This window comes from Pseudomonas sp. NMI760_13, assembly GCF_021283245.1.
Taxonomy (GTDB): Bacteria; Pseudomonadota; Gammaproteobacteria; order Pseudomonadales; family Pseudomonadaceae; genus Aquipseudomonas; species Aquipseudomonas peradeniyensis.
In genome coordinates this window covers 19,417-40,075 of the sequence record NZ_JAJSRC010000004.1, presented here as the reverse complement: position 1 = coordinate 40,075, position 20,659 = coordinate 19,417, and the positions used below count along the sequence as shown (strand labels likewise).

The following is a 20,659-nucleotide window of genomic DNA, read 5'->3' as shown; positions in this document are numbered from 1 at the left end:
GCTTGCGCTGGACCTGTGGGAGCGGGTTTACCCGCGAAGAGGCCAGCATTGGATGGATGCGATCAACGATACGTCAAATCTGCCTCTTGGAAAAAACAACGCTTTATTCCATCCTGAGCTAAGTCGGGCATAAGCGGCTGCAAAATGCAGAAACGGGAATAACAACATGATTTTTTATTATTTCCCGGCCTATGAAGCCCACCTCTATAGTCGCCACCTCACTACTTCCACAACAAGCGCGGGGCCTGCCATGACCAAATTCGCCAAACCCCTTCTCAACGCCAGCCTGGCGCTCCTGCTCGGTGCCGGCCTGCTCGGCCAGGCCTTCGCCGGCGAGCAGTTGAAGACCATCCAGGAGAAGGGCGTGATCAACGTCGGCCTGGAAGGCACCTACCCACCGTTCAGCTTCCAGGACGAGAACGGCAAGCTGGCCGGCTTCGAGGTCGAACTGTCCGAACTGCTGGCCAAGGAACTGGGGGTCAAGGCCAAGGTCCAGCCGACCAAGTGGGACGGTATCCTCGCCGCCCTGGAGTCCAAGCGCCTGGACGTGGTGATCAACCAGGTGACCATCTCCGAAGAGCGCAAGAAGAAGTACGACTTCTCCGAGCCCTACACGGTTTCCGGCATCCAGGCCCTGGTGCTCAAGGGCAGCGACAACGAGAAGAACATCAAGACCGCCGCCGACCTCGGTGGCAAGAAGGTCGGCGTCGGCCTGGGCACCAACTACGAGCAGTGGGTGAAACAGGACGTGCCGACAGCCGATGTCCGTACCTATGAAGACGACCCGACCAAATTCGCCGACCTGCGCAACGGCCGTATCGACGCCATCCTGATCGACCGCCTGGCCGCGCTCGAGTATGTGCAGAAAACCGCCAAGGACAAGAAACCCACCGCGCTGGCCGGCGAGAAATTCTCCAAGCTGGAGTCGGGCGTTGCCCTGCGCAAGGGCGAGCCTGAACTGCTCGCGGCGCTGAACAAGGCCATCGACAAGCTCAAGGCCGACGGCACGCTGGCCAAGCTGTCCGAGAAATACTTCGGTGCCGATGTCACCAAATGATCGCTGAAAGCCTGCAACTCGTTGTCGATTCCGCGCCCTTCCTGCTCAAGGGCGCGGGCTATACCGTGCTGCTCAGTGTCGGCGGCATGTTCTTCGGCCTGGTGCTGGGCTTCGCCCTGGCACTGATGCGCCTGTCGAAGATCCTGCCGCTGGACTGGCTCGCCCGCATCTACGTGTCGTTCTTCCGCGGCACGCCGCTGCTGGTGCAGCTGTTCGTGATCTACTTCGGCCTGCCGCAGATCGGCATCGAGCTTGATCCGATCCCGGCATCGCTGATCGGCCTGTCGCTGAACATGGCGGCGTATATCTGCGAAATCCTCCGCGCGGCGATCTCTTCGATCGACCGTGGTCAGTGGGAAGCGGCGGCCAGCATCGGCATGACCCGCACCCAGGCCATGCGCCGGGCGATCCTGCCGCAGGCCCTGCGCACCGCCCTGCCGCCGCTGGGCAACAGCTTCATCTCGCTGGTCAAGGACACCGCCCTGGCGGCGACCATCCAGGTGCCCGAGCTGTTCCGCCAGGCACAGCTGATCACCGCCCGGACCTTCGAGGTCTTCACCATGTACCTGGCTGTCGCGGTGGTCTACTGGATCCTCTGCAGCATCCTGGCGCACTTCCAGAACCGCATGGAAGCGCGGGTCAACCAGCACGACCAGGAGCAATGAGATGATCGTAGTACAAGGCCTGACCAAGCAGTTCAAGGGCCATACCGTGCTCAACGGCATCGACCTGACCGTGCAACCCGGCGAGGTGGTCGCCATCATCGGCCCCAGCGGCTCGGGCAAGACCACGTTCCTGCGTTGCCTGAACCTGCTGGAAACCCCCGATGCCGGACGCATCCAGATCGGCGACATCAGCATCGATGCCAATCGCCCGCTGGGTGGCCAGCAGGGTGCGATCCGCCGCCTGCGCCAGCAGGCCGGATTCGTGTTCCAGAACTTCAACCTGTTTCCCCACCGCACCGCCCTGGAGAACGTCATCGAGGGGCCGGTGATCGTCAAGAAGACGCCCCGCGACAAGGCCATCGAGCTGGCCAGGCGCCTGCTGGCCAAGGTCGGCCTGGCGGGCAAGGAAGACGCCTACCCGCGCCGCCTGTCCGGTGGCCAGCAGCAGCGGGTGGCCATCGCCCGCGCCCTGGCCATGGAACCCGAGGTGATCCTGTTCGACGAGCCTACCTCGGCGCTCGACCCGGAGCTGGTGGGCGAGGTGCTGGAAACCATCCGCGGCCTGGCCGAGGAAAAGCGCACCATGATCATCGTCACCCACGAGATGAGCTTCGCCCGCGATGTCGCCAACCGGGTGATCTTCTTCGACAAGGGGGTGATCGTCGAGCAAGGCGAGGCCAAGGCGCTGTTCGCCAATCCGCGGGAAGAGCGCACCCGCCAGTTCCTGCGCAAGTTCCTCGGCACCGCCGCCGGCCAGGAATGAGCCCGATGCGCGGGGCTCACACCTCGCGCAGGTTGTGGCAACGCCTGAAACGGGCTTCCAGGTTGCGATCGGGCATCTGGTGGCTGCGCAGGGCGTTGAGGGTCTGCTCCACGTAATCGCGTGTCGTGCCATAGCGCCCCTTGGCGCTGGCGAGGATCTGGCTGAGCAAGGTGTCCGGCAGGTTGCCCGCGTAGCATGGCAGGTGCCGTTCCAGCACGAAGCCCAGGGCCTGGACCTTGCTGCCGTCGCCCAGACGGCAGCTGAGCCAGTGCGGGCGATAGGCCGGGAAAGGCATTTCGCGCATCCACAGGGCCATCAGCGAATCGTCAAGGTTGCTTTCGTCCAGACGGTAGGCGAAACCGCTGCAGGAACCGCCACGGTCCAGGCCGAACACCAGGCCCGGGCACTCCGGGGTGCCACGGTGCTCGTGGGACCACAGGTACAAGCCGCGGTGGTAGCCATGCACCCGTGCCCGCTGGCGCTCGACCGAGTTGCATTCGGGGCGCCAGATCAGCGAGCCGTAGGCAAACAGCCAGACCGGGCCGCCTTCGTGCTGGGACATGGTTTCCTGCATCGAGCGCTGCAGTTGTTCGCGGGACAACTGTTGCCCGAAGTCGAGTGACGGCGGATAGGCTATTTGCCAGGATAAACTTTCAAGTGTCGACATGAGCTGCCGCCATTAATTCCTGTGAACTACAAAGTTGCGCGTTCCACTGCTGTTGATGCAGGGCCTGACCCTACGTCTTCGCGGGTAAACCCGCTCCCACAGGAGGTGTGCAGGGCTTGTGGGAGCGGGTTTACCCGCGAAGGCCCTGGCGCTTAACGTAAGGGATAAGACACTTGCGACTCAAGCCGGAAGACACAATTTCATTCAACCTTCCGCTGAACGGAAACTAATAATCCGAGTATAGCGAAACTTATTACCCGCACCGGTAATAATCCCCGCCCTATAATCAACAGGAAAATACTTGGTTATTAAACCCGGCACGCCCTTGCAGCGTGCGGGTTGTTTCAGCCGCGCGGCGCGTAGGCGAACACGTCGGCGCGCATGCGGTGGGCATCCATGCCGGCCTCGACCAACGCATCGAGGGTGGCATAGACCATGTTCGGCGAGCCGCTGGCATAGACATGCACCTGGTTCAGGTCGCCGATGTCCTCGCACACCGCCTCGTGCAGCAGCCCACAGCGTCCTTCCCAGCCGCACAGGTCGCTGACCACCTTGTGCAGGAACAGGTTGGGCAGGCGCTGCCACTCGTCCCAGTGCTCGATCTCGTAGAAATCTTCAGGCCGGCGCACGCCCCAGTACAGGTGCACCGGATGCTTGAAGCCCTGGGCGCGGCAGTGCTCGAGCAGGCTGTGCATCTGGCCCATGCCGGTGCCGGCGGCAATCAGTACCAGAGGGCCATCGGGCAGCTCCGCCAGGTGGGCGTCGCCGAACGGCAGTTCGATGCGTGCCAGTCCATTGCGCTGCAACTGCTGGATCAACTGCACCGCGCTGCTTTCCCGCGCCAGCACGTGCAGCTCGAGGTCGCGCCCACCATGGGGCGCCGAGGCGAGGGAGAAGGCCGCCTTGTCCATGCCCTCACGCTCGATCATCAGGTACTGCCCCGCGTGATAGCGCGGCGGCTTGCCGGCAGGCGCGCGCAGGCGCACGCGCCAGACGTCGCCACCGACCTCGACGCATTCGCTCACGGTACAGGCCAGCTTGCGCACCGGCAGCTCGCCCAGGGCCAGCACACCATCCCACAGCAACACGCAGTCCTCCAGCGGCTCGGCGATGCAGGTGAACAGTTCACCGTGATCGCGGACTTGGCCTTCCTGGCGAACACTGCCTTCCACCAGCAGCGCGGCACACACATGGCAGTTGCCGTTGCGGCAGCTGCTTGGGCAGTCGTAGCCCAGGCGCCGCGCCGCATCCAGAATCCTTTCACCCGGTTCGACCGCCAGTACCGCCCCGGAAGGCTGCAAGGTTACCTGCATCAATCTATTCCCAACTGGTCCCACAGCTCATCGATACGGCGGGTGACGGCCTCGTCCTTGACGATGACCCGGCCCCATTCGCGTGTAGTCTCGCCCGGCCACTTGTGGGTGGCGTCCAGGCCCATCTTCGACCCCAGGCCCGACACCGGCGACGCAAAGTCGAGGTAGTCGATCGGGGTGTTGTCGATCATCACCGTATCACGCTTGGGGTCCATGCGCGTGGTGATGGCCCAGATCACATCGTTCCAGTCGCGGGCGTTGATATCGTCGTCGGTGACGATAACGAACTTGGTGTACATGAACTGTCGCAGGAACGACCACACACCCAGCATGACGCGCTTGGCGTGGCCTGGATACTGCTTCTTCATGGTCACCACCGCCATGCGGTACGAGCAGCCTTCCGGCGGCAGGTAGAAGTCGGTGATCTCGGGGAACTGCTTCTGCAGGATCGGCACGAACACTTCGTTCAGCGCCACGCCGAGGATCGCCGGCTCATCCGGCGGTCGGCCGGTGTAGGTGCTGTGGTAGATCGGTTTCTGCCGGTGGGTGATGCGCTCGACGGTGAACACCGGGAAGCTGTCCACTTCGTTGTAGTAACCGGTGTGGTCGCCGTACGGGCCTTCCGGGGCCATTTCGCCCGGGTGGATCACACCTTCGAGGATGATCTCGGCAGTGGCCGGCACCTGCAGGTCGTTGCCACGGCATTTGACCAGTTCGGTACGGTTGCCGCGCAACAGGCCGGCAAAGGCGTATTCGGAAAGGGTATCGGGGACAGGGGTCACGGCGCCGAGGATGGTCGCAGGGTCTGCGCCCAGGGCAACGGCCACGGGGAACGGCTGGCCTGGGTGTTTCTCGCACCATTCGCGGTAGTCCAGCGCGCCGCCACGGTGGCTCAGCCAGCGCATGATCACTTTGTTGCGGCCGATCACCTGCTGGCGATAGATACCCAGGTTCTGGCGGTCCTTGTTCGGCCCGCGGGTGACGGTCAGGCCCCAGGTGATCAGCGGCGCCACGTCGCCCGGCCAGCAGTGCTGGATGGGCAACTGGCCCAGGTCGACGTCGTCGCCTTCGACCACGATTTCCTGGCACACCGCGTCCTTGACCACCTTCGGCGCCATGGACACGACCTTCTTGAAGATCGGCAGTTTCGACCAGGCGTCCTTCAGCCCCTTCGGCGGCTCGGGCTCCTTGAGGAACGCCAGCAGCTTGCCGATCTCGCGCAGTTCCTCGGTCGATTCGGCGCCCATGCCCATGGCCACCCGCTCGGGAGTGCCGAACAGATTGCCCAGCACCGGGATGTCGAAGCCGGTGGGCTTTTCGAACAGCAACGCCGGGCCCTTGGCGCGCAGGGTGCGGTCGCAGACTTCGGTCATTTCCAGTACGGGGGAGATGGGAACCTGGATGCGCTTGAGTTCACCGCGCTGTTCCAGGCCACGGATGAAGTCGCGCAGATCGCGATACTGCATGCAAGGGCCTCGTGTTGGGCGTATCGGTCGGGGTGCAGAGTGTAGCGCCGTTCACGCCTTGTTTGGGGGCAAAAATGAAAAGGGGCCGCTTCGCGGCCCATCGCGGCACAAGGCCGCTCCTACAGGGGGATGGATAATCCTGTAGGAGCGGCCTTGTGCCGCGATGGGCTGCGCAGCAGCCCCTATCAGTTCCGGCCTGAAACGCTTACTTGCGCTTCATCGACAGGAAGAACTCGTCGTTGGTCTTGGTCTGCTTGAGCTTGTCGACCAGGAACTCGATGGCGGCGATCTCGTCCATCGGGTGCAGCAGCTTGCGCAGGATCCACATGCGCTGCAGTTCGTCGTCGGCGGTCAGCAGCTCTTCGCGACGGGTACCGGACTTGTTGATGTTGATGGCCGGGAACACACGCTTCTCGGCGATACGACGGTCCAGGGGCAGCTCCATGTTGCCGGTACCCTTGAACTCTTCGTAGATCACTTCGTCCATCTTCGAGCCGGTCTCGACCAGCGCGGTGGCGATGATGGTCAGCGAGCCGCCTTCCTCGATGTTACGCGCGGCACCGAAGAAACGCTTCGGTTTCTCCAGGGCGTGGGCGTCGACACCACCGGTCAGTACCTTGCCGGAGCTCGGGATCACGGTGTTGTAGGCACGGGCCAGACGGGTGATCGAGTCGAGCAGGATGACCACGTCCTTCTTGTGCTCGACCAGGCGCTTGGCCTTCTCGATGACCATCTCGGCGACCTGCACGTGGCGGGTCGGCGGCTCGTCGAAGGTCGAGGCAACCACTTCGCCGCGCACGGTGCGCTGCATCTCGGTCACTTCTTCCGGGCGCTCATCGATCAGCAGGACGATCAAATGGCACTCGGGGTTGTTACGGGTGATGTTGGCCGCGATGTTCTGCAGCATGATGGTCTTGCCCGCTTTCGGCGGGGCGACGATCAGGCCGCGCTGGCCCTTGCCGATCGGGGCGCACAGGTCGATGACGCGACCGGTGAGGTCTTCGGTGGAACCGTTGCCGGCTTCCATCTTCAGGCGCTTGTTGGGGAACAGCGGCGTCAGGTTTTCGAAGAGAATCTTGTTCTTCGCGTTTTCCGGACGGTCGAAGTTGATGGTGTCGACCTTCAGCAGTGCGAAGTAACGCTCGCCTTCCTTCGGTGGACGGATCTTGCCGACGATGGTGTCGCCGGTGCGCAGGTTGAAACGACGGATCTGGCTGGGCGAGACATAGATGTCGTCAGGGCCGGCCAGGTAGGAGGCATCCGCCGAGCGCAGGAAACCGAAACCATCCTGGAGAATCTCCAGCACGCCGTCACCGGAGATCTCTTCGCCGCTTTTCGCGTGCTTTTTCAGCAGGGCGAAAATCACGTCCTGTTTGCGCGAACGGGCCATGTTTTCGATGCCCATCTGTTCGGCCATTTCCAAAAGATCGGTAATCGGCTTTTGCTTGAGTTCTGTCAGGTTCATAAGGGGAGTGACGTAATCATGTAAGGAAGGGAGAAATTAAGCGTTGGCTTAATGAGGCCGCGCCGCTAGATGGCGACAGGATCGCGTACTGATTCGAATTAGGGATGCTTCGGCGACGGCGTGCAGAGGGCACTGGAGAAGCAGTGCGAGGCCGAATGTAACACTTGCTTTTTTCGACGTCTAGTGGTTTTGACCACCGTTTTCCGGGGCTATCCGTCTGGATGGGCGCGATAGCGGGGCTCGCCAGCCCTCAGGGAAAATGCCTACAACAGATAAAGAAAAGCCCCGCATTTGCGGGGCTTTGTCACATCACAGGCTGGCGTCGAGGAACGCCTTGAGCTGCGACTTGGACAGCGCGCCGACCTTGGTGGCCTCGACGTTGCCGTTCTTGAACAGCATCAGCGTCGGGATGCCACGCACGCCGTGCTTGGCGGGGGTTTCGGCGTTTTCGTCGATGTTCAGCTTGGCGATGGTCACCTTGCCCTGGTATTCAGAGGCGATGTCGTCCAGCACCGGAGCGATCATCTTGCATGGGCCGCACCATTCAGCCCAGTAGTCGACCAGCACCGCGCCTTCAGCCTTGAGTACGTCGGCTTCGAAGCTGGCGTCGGTGACATGTTTGATAAGATCGCTGCTCATGGATATCTCCAGGTCGTAAGCATAAAAAAACGTTGCCCATCATAGCCGCACCCTGGCGCGACAGGAAGCCACAGCTGATTGAGTGTAACTATAGTTGTGCAAGACGCCACGAATCGAAACCGTCATGTCACGGTCATAACATTGCTATGACATTGCCATGCATCAAGCCTTGCCGTGCCGCTCGTTGGCGTATGCCCGCGATCGTGGCACGATTGCCGGGTTAACGACCGAGAACCTCCAGACCATGCCGCACACCACCGCGAAGAACCTGTCTCTGATCGCCGCCATCGACCTGGGCTCCAACAGCTTCCACATGGTCGTGGCCAAGGCCCATCACACGGAAATCCGCATCCTCGAAAGGCTTGGAGAAAAGGTTCAGCTCGCCGCCGGTATCGACGATGAGCGCAAGCTCAGCGAAGAAGCCATGGAGCGCGGCCTGGAATGCCTCAAGCGCTTCGCCCAGCTGATCAACGGCATGCCCCAGGGCTCGGTGCGCATCGTCGGCACCAACGCCCTGCGCGAAGCGCGCAACCGCAATGAATTCATCCTGCGCGCCGAAGCCATTCTCGGCCACCCGGTCGAGGTCATCTCCGGCCGTGAAGAGGCGCGCCTGATCTACCTGGGCGTGTCCCACACCCTGGCCGACACCCCCGGCAAGCGCCTGGTTGCCGACATCGGCGGCGGCAGCACCGAGTTCATCATCGGCCAGCGTTTCGAGCCGCTGCTGCGCGAAAGCCTGCAGATGGGCTGCGTGAGCTTCACCCAGCGCTACTTCCGTGACGGCAAGATCACCCCGGCGCGCTACGCCCAGGCCTACACTGCCGCGCGCCTGGAACTGATGAGCATCGAGAACGCCCTGCACCGCCTGACCTGGGACGAGGCCATCGGCTCGTCCGGGACCATCCGCGCCATCGCCGCGGCGATCAAGGCCATCGGCCAGGGCAGCGGCGAGGTCAACGCCGAGGGCCTGGCGGCGGTCAAGCGCAAGCTGTTCAAGCTCGGCGAGACCGACAAGATCGACTTCGAAGGGGTCAAGCCCGATCGGCGGACCATCTTCCCGGCGGGCCTGGCCATCCTCGAGGCGATCTTCGACGCCCTGGAGCTGCAGCGCATGGACCACTGCGACGGCGCCCTGCGCGAAGGCGTGCTGTTCGACCTGCTGGGCCGCCATCACCACGAGGACGTGCGCGAACGCACCCTGAACTCGCTGATGGAGCGCTACCACGTCGACCAGGGCCAGGCCGCGCGCGTGGAGCGCAAGGCACTGCACGCCTTCGACCAGGTGGCCGCAGCGTGGGACCTGGAGCACGGAAACTGGCGTGATCTGCTGGGTTGGGCGGCGAAAATCCATGAAATCGGACTGGATATTGCCCATTACCACTACCACAAGCACGGTGCCTACCTGATCGAGCACTCCGACCTGTCAGGGTTCTCCCGCGAGGACCAGCAGATGATGGCCCTGCTGGTGCGTGGCCACCGCCGCAACATTCCCAAGGACAAGTTTGCCGAGTTCGGCGACGAAGGCGTCAAGCTGATCCGCCTGTGCGTGCTGCTGCGCTTCGCCATCCTGTTCCACCATATCCGCGGCACCCAGCAGATGCCCAAGGTGGAGCTGCAGGCCGGCGACAACAGCCTGGAGGTGGTATTCCCGAGTGGCTGGCTGGAGCAGAACCAGCTGACCCAGGCTGACTTTGCCAACGAGGCGGAGTGGCTGGCGCGGGTCAATTTTGTTCTCAGCGTCCGGTAAACCGCGGGGCATGGCACCGGCTGCGCCGGTGTTCGCGGCACAAGGCCGCTCCTACAGGCGATAGTGGCCCCTGTAGGAGCGGCCTTGTGCCGCGAAAGGGCCGCAAAGCGGCCCCCATATCGGTACTACCGAACGTTCAGCACCGGATTGCTCAGCCGCTCCAGCAGCGTCGCCTGCACGCTGCGCGGATTCTGGTTGCCGGTCGGCGTGCTGCGCACGTAGCGCCCGTCCGGCTGCAGGGTCCAGGCCTGGGTGTTGTCGGTCAGGTAACCCTCCAGCTCCTTCTTCACCCGCAACAGCAGCTTCTTGCCCTCCACCGGGAAGCAGGTCTCGACGCGCTTGTCGAGGTTGCGCTCCATCCAGTCGGCGCTGGACAGGTAGATCTGCTCCTCGCCGCCATTGAGGAAGTAGAACACCCGGGTGTGCTCGAGGAAGCGGCCGATGATCGAGCGCACGTGGATGTTGTGCGACACCCCCGGGATGCCCGGACGCAGGCAGCACATGCCGCGCACCACCAGGTCGATGCGCACGCCCGACTGGCTGGCCTTGTACAGCGCCTTGATGATCTTCGCGTCGGTCAACGAGTTGAACTTGGCGATGATGTGCGCCGGCTTGCCTTCCAGGGCGAACTGGGTCTCCCGGGCGATCATGTCGAGCATGCCCTTCTTCAGGGTGAAGGGCGCGTGCAGCAGCTTCTTCATGCGCAGGGTCTTGCCCATGCCGATCAGCTGGCTGAACAGCTTGCCGACGTCCTCGGTGAGGGCGTCGTCGGAGGTCAGCAGGCTGTAGTCGGTGTACAGGCGGGCGTTACCGGCGTGGTAGTTGCCGGTGCCCAGGTGCGCATAACGGACAATCTCGCCCTGCTCGCGGCGCAGGATCAGCATCATTTTGGCGTGGGTCTTGAAGCCGACCACGCCGTAGATCACCACCGCACCAGCGGCCTGCAGGCGGCTGGCCATCTGCAGGTTGGACTCTTCGTCGAAACGCGCGCGCAGTTCGATCACCGCGGTGACCTCCTTGCCGTTACGCGCCGCGTCCACCAGGGCGTCGACGATCTCCGAGTTGGCGCCCGAGCGGTACAGGGTCTGGCGCACGGCGAGTACATGCGGGTCCTTGGCGGCCTGGCGCAGCAGGTCGATCACCGGGGTGAACGACTCGAACGGGTGCATCAGCAGCACGTCCTGCTTGCCGATCACGCTGAAGATGTTGTCGGCGTTCTGCAGCAGCTTGGGGATCGCCGGGGTGAACGGCGTGTACTGCAGCTCCGGGTGGCTGTCGAGGCCGGTGATGCTGAACAGGCGGGTCAGGTTGACCGGCCCGTTGACCTGGTACAGCTCGCTCTCGCTCAAGCTGAACTGCTTGAGCAGGTAGTCGGAGAGGTGTTTCGGGCAGGTGTCGGCCACCTCGAGGCGCACGGCATCGCCGTAGCGGCGCGAGAACAGCTCGCCGCGCAGGGCGCGGGCCAGGTCGTCGACTTCCTCGGAGTCCAGCGCCAGGTCGGCGTTGCGGGTCAGGCGGAACTGGTAGCAGCCCTTGACCTTCATGCCCTGGAACAGGTCATCGGCGTGAGCGTGGATCATCGACGACAGGAACACATAATTGTCGCCCGGGCCGCCGACCTCTTCCGGCACACGGATGACCCGCGGCAGCAGGCGCGGTGCCGGGATGATCGCCAGACCCGAATCGCGGCCGAAGGCGTCGACACCCTCGAGCTCGACGATGAAGTTCAGGCTCTTGTTCACCAGCAGCGGGAACGGGTGGGTCGGGTCGAGGCCGATCGGGGTGATGATCGGCGCGATCTCGTCGCGGAAGTAACGGCGTACCCAGGTCTTGAGCTTGGGCGTCCAGTAGCGCCGGCGGATGAAGCGGATGGCGTGCTTCTCCAGCTCCGGCAGCAGCACGTCGTTGAGGATCGCATATTGGCGGTCCACCTCGATGTGCACCAGCTCGCTGATGCGCGCCAGCGCCTGGTGCGGCTGCAGGCCGTCGGCGCCGGCCTGTTCGCGGGCGAAGTTGATCTGCTTCTTCAGGCCCGCCACGCGGATCTCGAAGAACTCGTCGAGGTTGCTGGAGAAGATCAGCAGGAACTTCAGGCGCTCGAGCAGCGGATACGACTCATCCAGCGCCTGCTCCAGCACGCGGATGTTGAACTGCAGCTGCGAGAGCTCGCGATGAATGTACAGGCTGCTGTCGTCCAGGCTCGGCACGGCGATCGCCGGAGCCGGAGCCGGCGCGGGTGCCGGGGCGGCTTCGGCGACCGCTTCCGGTTCCACTACCGCTGGCAGGTCGGGCGGGGTCTGCACCATCTCTTCGGGCACGGCCTGGGCATCCTTGATCTCGACAGGGGTTAGCACTTCGTTATTCATCTGACGTTCCTGGAGGGCGTTACTGCCCTCTCATCAATTGAGCGGCACGCACGGCGAAATAGGTCAGGATGCCATCAGCGCCTGCCCGTTTGAAAGCGGTGAGGGATTCGAGGATCACGGCCTCGCTGAGCCAGCCGTTCTGGATCGCGGCCATGTGCATGGCGTACTCGCCGCTGACCTGGTAGGCGAAGGTCGGCACCTTGAACTCGGCTTTCACTCGGTGAACGATGTCCAGGTACGGCATGCCCGGCTTGACCATGACCATGTCGGCGCCTTCGGCGAGGTCGGTGGCCACTTCGTGCAGGGCCTCGTCGCTGTTGGCCGGGTCCATCTGGTAGGAGGCCTTGTTGGCCTTGCCCAGGTTCAGCGCCGAGCCGACCGCGTCGCGGAACGGGCCGTAGTAGGCACTGGCGTACTTGGCCGAGTAGGCCATGATGCGCACGTTGACGTAGCCGGTCTCTTCCAGGGCCTGGCGGATCGCGCCAAGGCGACCGTCCATCATGTCCGACGGGGCCACCACCTGGGCACCGGCCTCGGCGTGGGACAGCGCCTGACGCACCAGGGCCTCGACGGTGATGTCGTTCTGCACGTAGCCCTCTTCATCGAGGATGCCGTCCTGACCATGGGTGGTGAACGGGTCCAGAGCGACGTCGGTGATCACCCCCAGCTCCGGGAAGCGGGCACGCAGGGCGCGGGTGGCGCGCTGGGCGATGCCGTCCGGGTTCCAGGCTTCGGCGCCGTCGAGGGACTTTTTCTCGGTCGGGGTCACCGGGAACAGCGCCAGCGCTGGAATACCCAGCTCCACCCAGCCCTGTGCGGCTTCCAGCAGCAGGTCGATCGACAGGCGCTCTACGCCCGGCATGGACGGTACTTCTTCGCGACGGCCCTCGCCGTCCAGCACGAATACCGGAAGAATCAGGTCATCGACGGTCAGGGTGTTTTCGCGAACCAGACGACGGGAAAATTCATCCCGGCGGTTGCGACGCAGGCGGGTGGCAGGAAACAGACGGTTGGCGGGGGTAAAGCTCACGGCAGACTCCTGAGCCCGCGCGGGCGGGCAGCGCGACAGTTATAAGCGGCCATTATGACGCCTGTGTTACATCCTTAGGCAACCCTGCGACTTGTGGCCGCAGCCATTGTCGTTGCAGGGAATCTTCACGTCGAGACACATTTGGACACTTTCCCCAGCGCGCCTGAAGGGGTAGGCTGCGCGTTCATTTCGCCAGCACGCCAGAAAATGCTTCAACAATTCCTGAACGATTTCGGCTACTTTGCCCTTTTTCTCGGCACGTTCTTCGAGGGCGAGACCATCCTGGTGCTCGCGGGCTTTCTTGCGTTCCGCGAATACATGGACATCAAGCTGGTGGTCCTGGTGGCCTTCTGCGGCAGTTACGCCGGCGACCAGCTGTGGTACTTCATGGGCCGCCGCCACGGGCGCAAGATCCTTGCCCGCAAGCCGCGCTGGCAGGCCATGGGTGACCGGGCGCTGGAGCACATCCGCCGCCATCCGGATATCTGGGTACTGAGTTTCCGTTTCGTCTACGGCCTGCGTACGGTGATGCCGGTGGCTATCGGCTTGTCCGGCTACCCACCGCGCCGCTACCTGCTGCTCAACGGCATCGGCGCCGCGGTGTGGGCCCTGGCCCTGGGCCTGGCGGCCTACCACTTCGGCGCCATTCTCGAAGGCATGCTCGGCAGCATCAAGAAGTACGAGCTATGGGTGCTCGGCGGCCTGCTGGTGCTGGGCCTGGCGCTCTGGCTGCGCCGACGTTTTCGCAACCTCCGCGCCGAGCGCCGCGCGGCGGCAGAAGGCCAGGCCGCCGACGCTGAGCAGGCTGTAGCCCAGAAGCAGCAACCAGAACACGGGCGTGACCAACACTAAGCCGAGCGCGCCGGCCAGATACAACGCCGGCGCATTCGACAGCAGCCGTGCCAGTTCCATGCGCCCTGCCCAGGGCCGGTCCTCCAGCGCCGCCCCCAGCACGAACAGCCCGAACGCCATCACCGTCCAGCCCAATACCAGGGCTGCAGGCGCCACCTGCTCCGCCACCTCCATCAGATAGCTGCCCAGCGCCACATAGACCGCGAACTGCACGGTGACGTACACCTGCCGCGCGCCGCCCAGGGGAATCGCGAACTTGCGAAACGCCGCCAGGTCCTGCTTGGGCTGTGGATAAGCGGCGGCCACATCCGCCGGGCGCCAGCCGGTGGGCATGAACCAGATGCGCAGCTTGTCCCACCAGCTGCCGGCGCGACGGGCGTCATGCCAGAGCTGGGCGTAGAACTGCACGTTGGCCCACAGCGGGTTCCAGCTGGCCAGCGGCGTGGTCACGCCGAAGATCACCGGCTCGCGCTCGTCCTCCTCCTGGAAGGTGCCGAACAGTCGGTCCCAGATTATGAACACGCCGCCGTAGTTGCGATCCAAGTACAGAGGATTCTGCGCATGGTGGACGCGATGGTTGGACGGCGTGATGAAGATCCACTCCAGCCAGCCCAGCTTGGGCACATGGCGGGTGTGCACCCAGAACTGGTACAGCAGGTTCAGCGACGCCACGGTGATGAATACCAGCGGCGGCACGCCCAGCAGCGCCAGCGGCAGGTAGAAGATCCAGGAGAACAGGAAGCCGCTGCTGGTCTGACGCAGGGCGGTGGTGAGGTTGTATTCCTCGCTCTGGTGGTGCACCGAGTGCGCGGCCCACAGCACATTGCGCTCGTGGCCCAGGCGGTGCAGCCAGTAGTAGCAGAGGTCGTAGAGCACGAAGGCGACCACCCACACCCACCAGGCATCGGCGGGCAGGCGCAGCCAGGCCAGGTGCTCCCAGGCCACGGCATAGGTGACCAGCCCCACCCCTTTGGTCAGAAGCCCCGTGCTGGTGGACAGCGCGCCGGTGCTCAGGCTGTTGATCGAGTCGGCGAGCTGGTAGTTGCGCCGCACGCGCACGCGATCGGCGATCAGCTCCACCGCGATCAGCACGAAGAAGAACGGCACGGCCAGCAGAATCAGGTCCATGAACGGCCACCTCCAAGGTTGTCCACGAAGATTAGGCCCGCCGAAGGGCAAATCCCATGGCTACATCTGCCAAACTAGAGGACATTTAGCGCCTCGACACTGGAGTATTGAGCATGACGAAAAAAGTTGCGGTGATTCTGTCCGGTTGCGGCGTGTACGACGGCGCCGAGATCCACGAGAGCGTGATCACCCTGCTGCGCCTGGACCAGCGTGGCGCCCAGGTGCAGTGCTTCGCGCCGAACATCGCGCAGATGCATGTGATCGACCACCTGACCGGGGAAGAGATGCCCGAGTCGCGCAACGTGTTGGTGGAATCGGCGCGTATCGCCCGTGGCGAGGTGAAGGACATTCGCGAGGCCAGTGTCGAGGACTTCGACGCCCTCATCGTTCCCGGCGGCTTCGGTGCGGCCAAGAATCTCTCCAACTTTGCCGTCGAAGGCGACAAGTGCAGCGTACAGCCGGACGTGCTGGCCCTGGCCGAAGCCTTCGCCGAGGCAGGCAAGCCGGTTGGCCTGATCTGCATCTCGCCGGCCCTTGCGGCGAAGATCTACGGCCCAGGCGTGGTCTGCACCATCGGCAACGACGCCGGCACCAGCGCGGCGGTGGTGAAGATGGGCGGTACCCATGAGGAATGCGATGTGCACGATATCGTCGAGGATACCCAGCGCAAGCTGGTGACTACCCCGGCGTACATGCTGGCCAAGTCGATCAGCGAAGCGGCGGGCGGCATCTACAAGCTGGTGGATCGGGTGCTGGAACTGACCCACGAGAACGATAAGTAAGGCACTGGGGCGCTACGCACCCCTTTCGCGGCGCAAGGCCGCTCCTACAGGCGGATCGCGTTTCCTTGTAGGAGCGGCCTTGTGCCGCGATGGCCGGCGCAGCAGGCCCGGGCAACTACAGCTTCGACAATCGGGTGATAACCCGGTCCAGCGCATTGGCGAACGCCTGCTTCTCGCGTTCACCATAGGGCGCCTGGCCACCGCCGACCTGGCCCTGCTCACGCAGTTCGGTGAACAGGTTGCGTACCGCCAGGCGCTCCCCCATGTTGCGCTCGTCGAACTCGCGACCGCGCGGATCCAGCGCCGCCACGCCCTTCTTGATCAGCCGGTCGGCCAGCGGCACGTCGCTGCAGATCACCAGTTCGCCGGGCTCGGCGTTCTCCACCAGGTAGTCATCGGCAGCATCCATGCCGCTGGGCACCACGATCAGCCGCACGCAGGCGAAGGCCGGCTTGATCTGCGGCTGGCCGGCCACCATCACCACTTCGAGCTTGCGCTTGAGGGCGAACTTGACGATCAGGTCCTTGGCCGCCTTGGGGCAGGCGTCGGCATCGATCCATACACGCATGGGATTATTCCTGTACTCCGGGCAATGACGTCGTGGGAGCGGGCTTGCCCCGCGATAGCGCCTGAACAGGCTGACATTATGCCAGCCCCGACGTCATCGCGGGGCAAGCCCGTCCACGCGCCCCTGTACAGGTTCAGCTGGCCGCCGCCCGGCGCTTCTCGGCCAACCGGCTGCGCCCGTAGAGGAACACGATGGCCAACAACGCCACCGCCTGCGCGCCCAGCGAATAAGCGTCGGCGTGGATTCCCAGCCAGTCGAACTCGAAGAACGCCACCGGCCGCGTACCCAGCACGCCGGCCTCCTGCAGCGCCTTGACGCCATGCCCGGCGAACACCACCGACAGCGCGCACAGCAAAGCGGCGTTGATGCTGAAGAACAACGACAGCGGCAGCTTGGCCGAGCCGCGCAGGATCACCCAGGCCAGGCCCACCAGCAGCACCAGCGCCGTGGCGCCGCCCGCCAGCACCGCCTGATGGCCAGCCGGACCGGCCTGCAGCCACAGGGTCTCGTAGAATAGGATCACCTCGAACAGCTCGCGGTACACCGAGAAGAACGCCAGCACGGCAAAACCGAAACGCCCGCCGCCACTGACCAGGCTGCTCTTGATGTAGTCCTGCCAGGCGGCGGCGTGGCGGCGATCGTGCATCCACACGCCAAGCCACAGCACCATCACCGCTGCGAACAGCGCCGTGCAGCCTTCGAGCAGCTCGCGCTGCGCACCGCCGACGTCGATCACATAGGCCGCCAGGGCCCAGGTGGCGAAACCGGCGACCAGCGCCAGGCCCCAGCCGATATTGACGCTGCGCACCGCCGACTGCTGGCCGGTGTTGCGCAGGAAGGCCAGGATCGCCGCCAGCACCAGGATCGCCTCCAGGCCCTCGCGCAGCAGGATCAGCAGGCCGGAAATGTAGCTCAGCGACCAGCTCAGGCCATCGCTGCCCAGTAGCTTGGACGCCTGCTCCAGCTTGGCCTTGGCCTCGGCCAGGCGCTGTTCGGCCTGGGCCACCGGCAAGCCGTCCTGCAACGACTGACGGTAGGCCATCAGCGACTTTTCCGTGTCCTTGCGGGCCTGGGCGTCGATGTTGTCGAGGGAGCTTTCCACCAGTTCGAAGCCTTCCAGGTAGGCCGCCACCGACAGGTCGTAGGCCTGGTCATGGTCGCCGGCGCGGTAGGCCGCCAGACTCTTGTCCAGGGTGCTGGAGGTGTATTCGAGCAGCTGTGCCGGGCCACGCTTGACCTGCGGCGGCTGCGCCCGCTGGGCGCGGAACGCGGCCACGGCATCCGCGCCTTCGCTGGCGGCGACTTCGGCCGGGGTCTGCCGGGCCAGGTCGGCGATGTTCCAGGTCTTGCCGCCCTTGGCCGCCTGCGGATCGGCGGTGAAACTGGCGATATAGGCCGCCACGTCCCAGCGCTGGCGCTCGTCGAGCTGGTCGGCGAACGACGGCATCTCGGTGCCTTCGATGCCCAGCCCGAGGGTGTTGTACAGGTCGAACAGGCTCAGCTGGTCGAGGCGCCCGGCATCGCGCAGGTTGGCTGGCGCAGGCTCCAGGCCGACCCCGGCCGGGCCGTCGCCGAGGCCCGTGTCACCATGACAGATCGAGCAGTTCTGCGCATACAGCGAAGCGCCGCGAGCAGGATCGGGGGTGATCACCGGGGCCTGGCTGACCTCGTAGGCCACTGCCAGGCGCGCACCCAGTTGCCGGGCCTGGCGGGCGACGGCGGCACCGTCCTGACGCTGGTCGATGGCCTGACGCAGGCTCTGCACGCCCTGTTCCAGGGCGCCGCGCTCGGCATGCTCGGGCAGCCCCTTGACCAGCTCGGCCAGCACGCCACTGAACTCCTGCTGCTCGCGGTATTCCCCGTCGTCCACCACCTTGCCGTCGCGCACGGTTGGCGGGTAGTCGGCACCGATGTAGTCCAGCAGGTGCAGCGCCTTGGTCGCCTCGGCAGGCGCTTCGGCCAGCGTCGGGAGGCTGCACAGCGCCAGCACCGGGCCAAGCAACAGGGCAGGCAGCCAGGCAGGCAGACGGAAACGAGAAATCATGGCCAATCTCGACGGAAATACGAAAGAGAACATTGTTCACTTCCACTCTCCCCCGCTCAAGGCTCAGGGGCAGATTTCATGAAAAATCTTGAGACAAATTGACGGAACACCCGCTGGGAACGGTTTTTTCCGACTGATGGCATCAACCTAAAAATGCGAAGCAATTCGCCATCACCCCGCTACTACTTTGGGTATAATCCCGCGCCGCCGTAATAGCCATTAGCAATCAAGGCGCCTCCATCGAGAGGTTCTGGCGATAAAACAGAGGGATCTGCCGCCCCCGCCCACGCGGCCAACCGTTTCAGGGAAAGAAGAAAGTCCGATGGTATCCCGCGCCCTCACCCTGGCGACCCTGGTCGCCGCCGTGCAGCTCACCGGCTGCTCGGTGTTCCGCAGCTACGACAGCGAACTGCAGGAGACCAACAAGCAGTTGGCCGCCGGCAACGTCGACGCCGCCCTCGCCCTGCTCGAGAGCAATAACAAGGGCGAGCAGAAAGACCTGCTCTACTACTTCGAAAAAGGCGAGCTGCTGCGCTCCAAGGGTGACCTCAAGGGCAGCCAGGACGCCTGGCGCTCGGCCGACAGCGTGGTGTTCCAGTGGGAAGAGTCGGTCAAGCTCGACACCGACAAGTACCTGAGCCAGTTCGGCAGCTACCTGGTCAACGACAAGGTCCGTCGCTACGAAGGCTATGACTACGAAAAAGTCATGCTGACCACGCAGATGGCCCTGAACCTGCTGGCACAGAACGATTTCGACGGTGCCCGCACCGAGATCAAGAAGACCCACGAGCGCGAGGCGATCATCGCCGAGCTGCGCGACAAGGAATATCTCAAGCGCGAGGAGCAGGCCGAGAAGGAAGGCATCAAGACCGAGTACAAGGACCTGCAGGGTTACCCGGTCGCCAGCCTCGACGCCCCTGAGGTGGTCGGCCTGAAGAACAGCTACCAGAGCGCCTTCAGCCATTACCTGTCCGGCTATGTCTACGAGGCCCTCGGTGAGAAAGGCCTGGCCGCGCCGGGTTATCGCAAGGCCGCCGAACTGCGCCCGAACACGCCGCTGCTCGACCAGGCACTGCTCGAACTGGACAAGAACAGCGCCAAGGCCGGCGAAAGCGACGTGCTGATCGTGGTGCAGACCGGCCTGGCCCCGGCCCGTGACTCGATCCGCATCCCACTGCCGCTGCCGATCCAGGACAACCTGGTGATCACCCCGCTGTCGTTCCCGATCATCAAGGAAGACACTTCGACCGCGCACGTGGGCGAGATCCAGCTCAACGACAAGGCCCTGGCCCTGACCGCGCTCAACAGCACCACGGCCATGTCGCGCCGCGCCCTGCGCGACGACATGCCGGGCATCATCCTGCGCACCAGCGTACGCGCCATCAGCCGCGGCGTGGCGCAGAAAAACCTGAACAAGGCCAACCCGATGGCCGGGCTGGTGGTGGGCATCGCCTCCACCGTGCTGGAAGGCGCCGATACCCGCACCTGGCGCACCCTGCCCGACGAAACCCAGGTGGCCCGGGTACGCCTCAAGCAAGGCGAACACCACCTGAGCCTGCCATCGAGCCTCGGTGGCACCCAGGTCACCGTGAAGGTCGATCGTCCCTACCAGGTGATCAGCCTGCGCGTGGTCGGCAACCGCGTATTCGCTGGCGGCCCGGCCGTCATCGTCGCCCCGCAGGCCGCAGCCACCGCTGTCGCCAGCCTCAAGTAACCCAAGGATCGAACATGCGCAGAACATGCCTCGCCCTGGCCGCCGTCGCCCTCCTGGCCGGCTGCGCCACCCCGCCCCCTGCCCCCGGCAGCGCCGCCAGCAAGGTGGTGACCATGGGCCAGCTGGATGACATCGAAGTCGGCCAGATGCGCGTCGCCCGCGAAAACGGCTACCTCACCGTCAACGTGGCGCTGACCAACACCAGCCGCAGCAATCGCACGCTCTACTACCGCTTCGCCTGGCTGGGCAACGACGGCTTCCCGGTGGCCGACGAAGAGAGCTGGAAGGCCCTGCCGCTGTACGGCAAGCAGGCCAAGTTCCTCCCCGCCATCGCCCCGACCCCTGCTGCCCGCGACTTCCGCCTCGAAGTCCACACCCGGTAATCCCATTCAG

Annotated in this window: 17 protein-coding genes and 1 pseudogene; 8 read left to right on the top strand and 10 right to left on the bottom strand. The window is 64.3% G+C overall.

Features of this window, described 5'->3' with window-relative positions; translation table 11 throughout:
- The first annotated feature begins 250 nt into the window (after positions 1 to 250).
- Genes tcyJ through tcyN form a run of 3 tightly spaced genes read left to right on the top strand, consistent with a single transcriptional unit; the run spans position 251 to position 2,485 of the window.
- On the top strand, positions 251 to 1,057 hold the full coding sequence (gene tcyJ, locus LU671_RS05585) for a cystine ABC transporter substrate-binding protein (protein ID WP_203649525.1): 807 nt from the start codon (positions 251 to 253) through the stop codon (positions 1,055 to 1,057).
- Positions 1,054 to 1,722 carry a cystine ABC transporter permease gene (gene tcyL, locus LU671_RS05580; RefSeq protein WP_203649523.1) on the top strand — a complete coding sequence of 223 codons (669 nt, stop codon included), beginning with the start codon at positions 1,054 to 1,056 and terminating at the stop codon, positions 1,720 to 1,722. Before tcyJ ends, tcyL begins: the two co-directional genes overlap by 4 nt.
- A gap of 1 nt (position 1,723) precedes the next feature.
- Positions 1,724 to 2,485 (top strand): L-cystine ABC transporter ATP-binding protein TcyN, encoded by a 762-nt coding sequence (gene tcyN, locus LU671_RS05575; protein WP_203649522.1) that lies wholly within the window; start codon positions 1,724 to 1,726, stop codon positions 2,483 to 2,485.
- A gap of 16 nt (positions 2,486 to 2,501) precedes the next feature.
- Here the strand turns inward: tcyN and LU671_RS05570 are convergent, their stop codons facing one another.
- The 5 genes from LU671_RS05570 to trxA all read right to left on the bottom strand — a co-directional run bounded on the left by LU671_RS05570 (position 2,502) and on the right by trxA (position 8,035).
- Positions 2,502 to 3,152 (bottom strand): gamma-glutamylcyclotransferase, encoded by a 651-nt coding sequence (locus LU671_RS05570; protein ID WP_232854971.1) that lies wholly within the window; start codon positions 3,150 to 3,152, stop codon positions 2,502 to 2,504.
- A 344-nt stretch (positions 3,153 to 3,496) separates the two neighbouring features.
- Positions 3,497 to 4,465: a CDP-6-deoxy-delta-3,4-glucoseen reductase gene (locus tag LU671_RS05565; RefSeq protein WP_203649512.1), complete on the bottom strand. Its 969-nt coding sequence runs from the start codon at positions 4,463 to 4,465 to the stop codon at positions 3,497 to 3,499.
- A complete protein-coding gene (gene ubiD / locus LU671_RS05560; protein ID WP_186660587.1) occupies positions 4,465 to 5,931 on the bottom strand; it encodes a 4-hydroxy-3-polyprenylbenzoate decarboxylase in 1,467 nt (488 codons plus the stop codon). Before ubiD ends, LU671_RS05565 begins: the two co-directional genes overlap by 1 nt.
- Positions 5,932 to 6,136: 205 nt before the next feature.
- Positions 6,137 to 7,396 (bottom strand): transcription termination factor Rho, encoded by a 1,260-nt coding sequence (rho, locus tag LU671_RS05555; RefSeq protein WP_011536308.1) that lies wholly within the window; start codon positions 7,394 to 7,396, stop codon positions 6,137 to 6,139.
- Positions 7,397 to 7,705: 309 nt separating this feature from the next.
- Positions 7,706 to 8,035 (bottom strand): thioredoxin TrxA, encoded by a 330-nt coding sequence (trxA, locus tag LU671_RS05550; protein ID WP_217867619.1) that lies wholly within the window; start codon positions 8,033 to 8,035, stop codon positions 7,706 to 7,708.
- A 244-nt stretch (positions 8,036 to 8,279) separates the two neighbouring features.
- On the opposite strand from trxA, the gene ppx reads away from it, so the two are divergent.
- The gene (gene ppx, locus LU671_RS05545; protein ID WP_203652575.1) at positions 8,280 to 9,782 is read left to right on the top strand and encodes an exopolyphosphatase; all 1,503 of its coding nucleotides are present in this window, start codon (positions 8,280 to 8,282) and stop codon (positions 9,780 to 9,782) included.
- 125 nt (positions 9,783 to 9,907) lie between these two features.
- Here ppx and ppk1 read toward each other — a convergent pair whose 3' ends face one another.
- Together ppk1 and hemB are read right to left on the bottom strand one after the other, a co-directional pair.
- Complete coding sequence (ppk1, locus tag LU671_RS05540; RefSeq protein ID WP_203649509.1) at positions 9,908 to 12,148, bottom strand: polyphosphate kinase 1; 2,241 nt, start codon at positions 12,146 to 12,148, stop codon at positions 9,908 to 9,910.
- Between the two features lie 19 nt (positions 12,149 to 12,167).
- Complete coding sequence (gene hemB, locus LU671_RS05535; protein WP_198745209.1) at positions 12,168 to 13,178, bottom strand: porphobilinogen synthase; 1,011 nt, start codon at positions 13,176 to 13,178, stop codon at positions 12,168 to 12,170.
- Positions 13,179 to 13,385: 207 nt separating this feature from the next.
- Here hemB and LU671_RS05530 point away from each other — a divergent pair, with 207 nt between their 5' ends.
- Positions 13,386 to 14,030, top strand: coding sequence for a DedA family protein (locus LU671_RS05530; RefSeq protein WP_203649500.1), 645 nt, complete (start codon positions 13,386 to 13,388; stop codon positions 14,028 to 14,030).
- Positions 14,031 to 14,531: 501 nt separating this feature from the next.
- Here LU671_RS05530 and LU671_RS05525 read toward each other — a convergent pair.
- A pseudogene (locus tag LU671_RS05525) lies at positions 14,532 to 15,158 on the bottom strand (sterol desaturase family protein); the annotation flags it as partial.
- A gap of 113 nt (positions 15,159 to 15,271) precedes the next feature.
- Between LU671_RS05525 and elbB the strand changes: the two are divergent.
- Complete coding sequence (gene elbB, locus LU671_RS05520; protein ID WP_232854970.1) at positions 15,272 to 15,940, top strand: isoprenoid biosynthesis glyoxalase ElbB; 669 nt, start codon at positions 15,272 to 15,274, stop codon at positions 15,938 to 15,940.
- 115 nt (positions 15,941 to 16,055) lie between these two features.
- Here elbB and LU671_RS05515 read toward each other — a convergent pair whose 3' ends face one another.
- Both LU671_RS05515 and LU671_RS05510 read right to left on the bottom strand, forming a co-directional pair.
- Positions 16,056 to 16,508 carry a YaiI/YqxD family protein gene (locus LU671_RS05515; protein WP_203649495.1) on the bottom strand — a complete coding sequence of 151 codons (453 nt, stop codon included), beginning with the start codon at positions 16,506 to 16,508 and terminating at the stop codon, positions 16,056 to 16,058.
- Between the two features lie 133 nt (positions 16,509 to 16,641).
- Positions 16,642 to 18,585, bottom strand: coding sequence for a cytochrome c/FTR1 family iron permease (locus LU671_RS05510; RefSeq protein WP_232854969.1), 1,944 nt, complete (start codon positions 18,583 to 18,585; stop codon positions 16,642 to 16,644).
- A 289-nt stretch (positions 18,586 to 18,874) separates the two neighbouring features.
- On the opposite strand from LU671_RS05510, the gene LU671_RS05505 reads away from it, so the two are divergent.
- A complete protein-coding gene (locus LU671_RS05505) occupies positions 18,875 to 20,266 on the top strand; it encodes a COG3014 family protein (protein WP_203649491.1) in 1,392 nt (463 codons plus the stop codon).
- A gap of 14 nt (positions 20,267 to 20,280) precedes the next feature.
- A complete protein-coding gene (locus tag LU671_RS05500) occupies positions 20,281 to 20,649 on the top strand; it encodes a YcfL family protein (protein WP_186716015.1) in 369 nt (122 codons plus the stop codon).
- Positions 20,650 to 20,659: the final 10 nt, after the last annotated feature.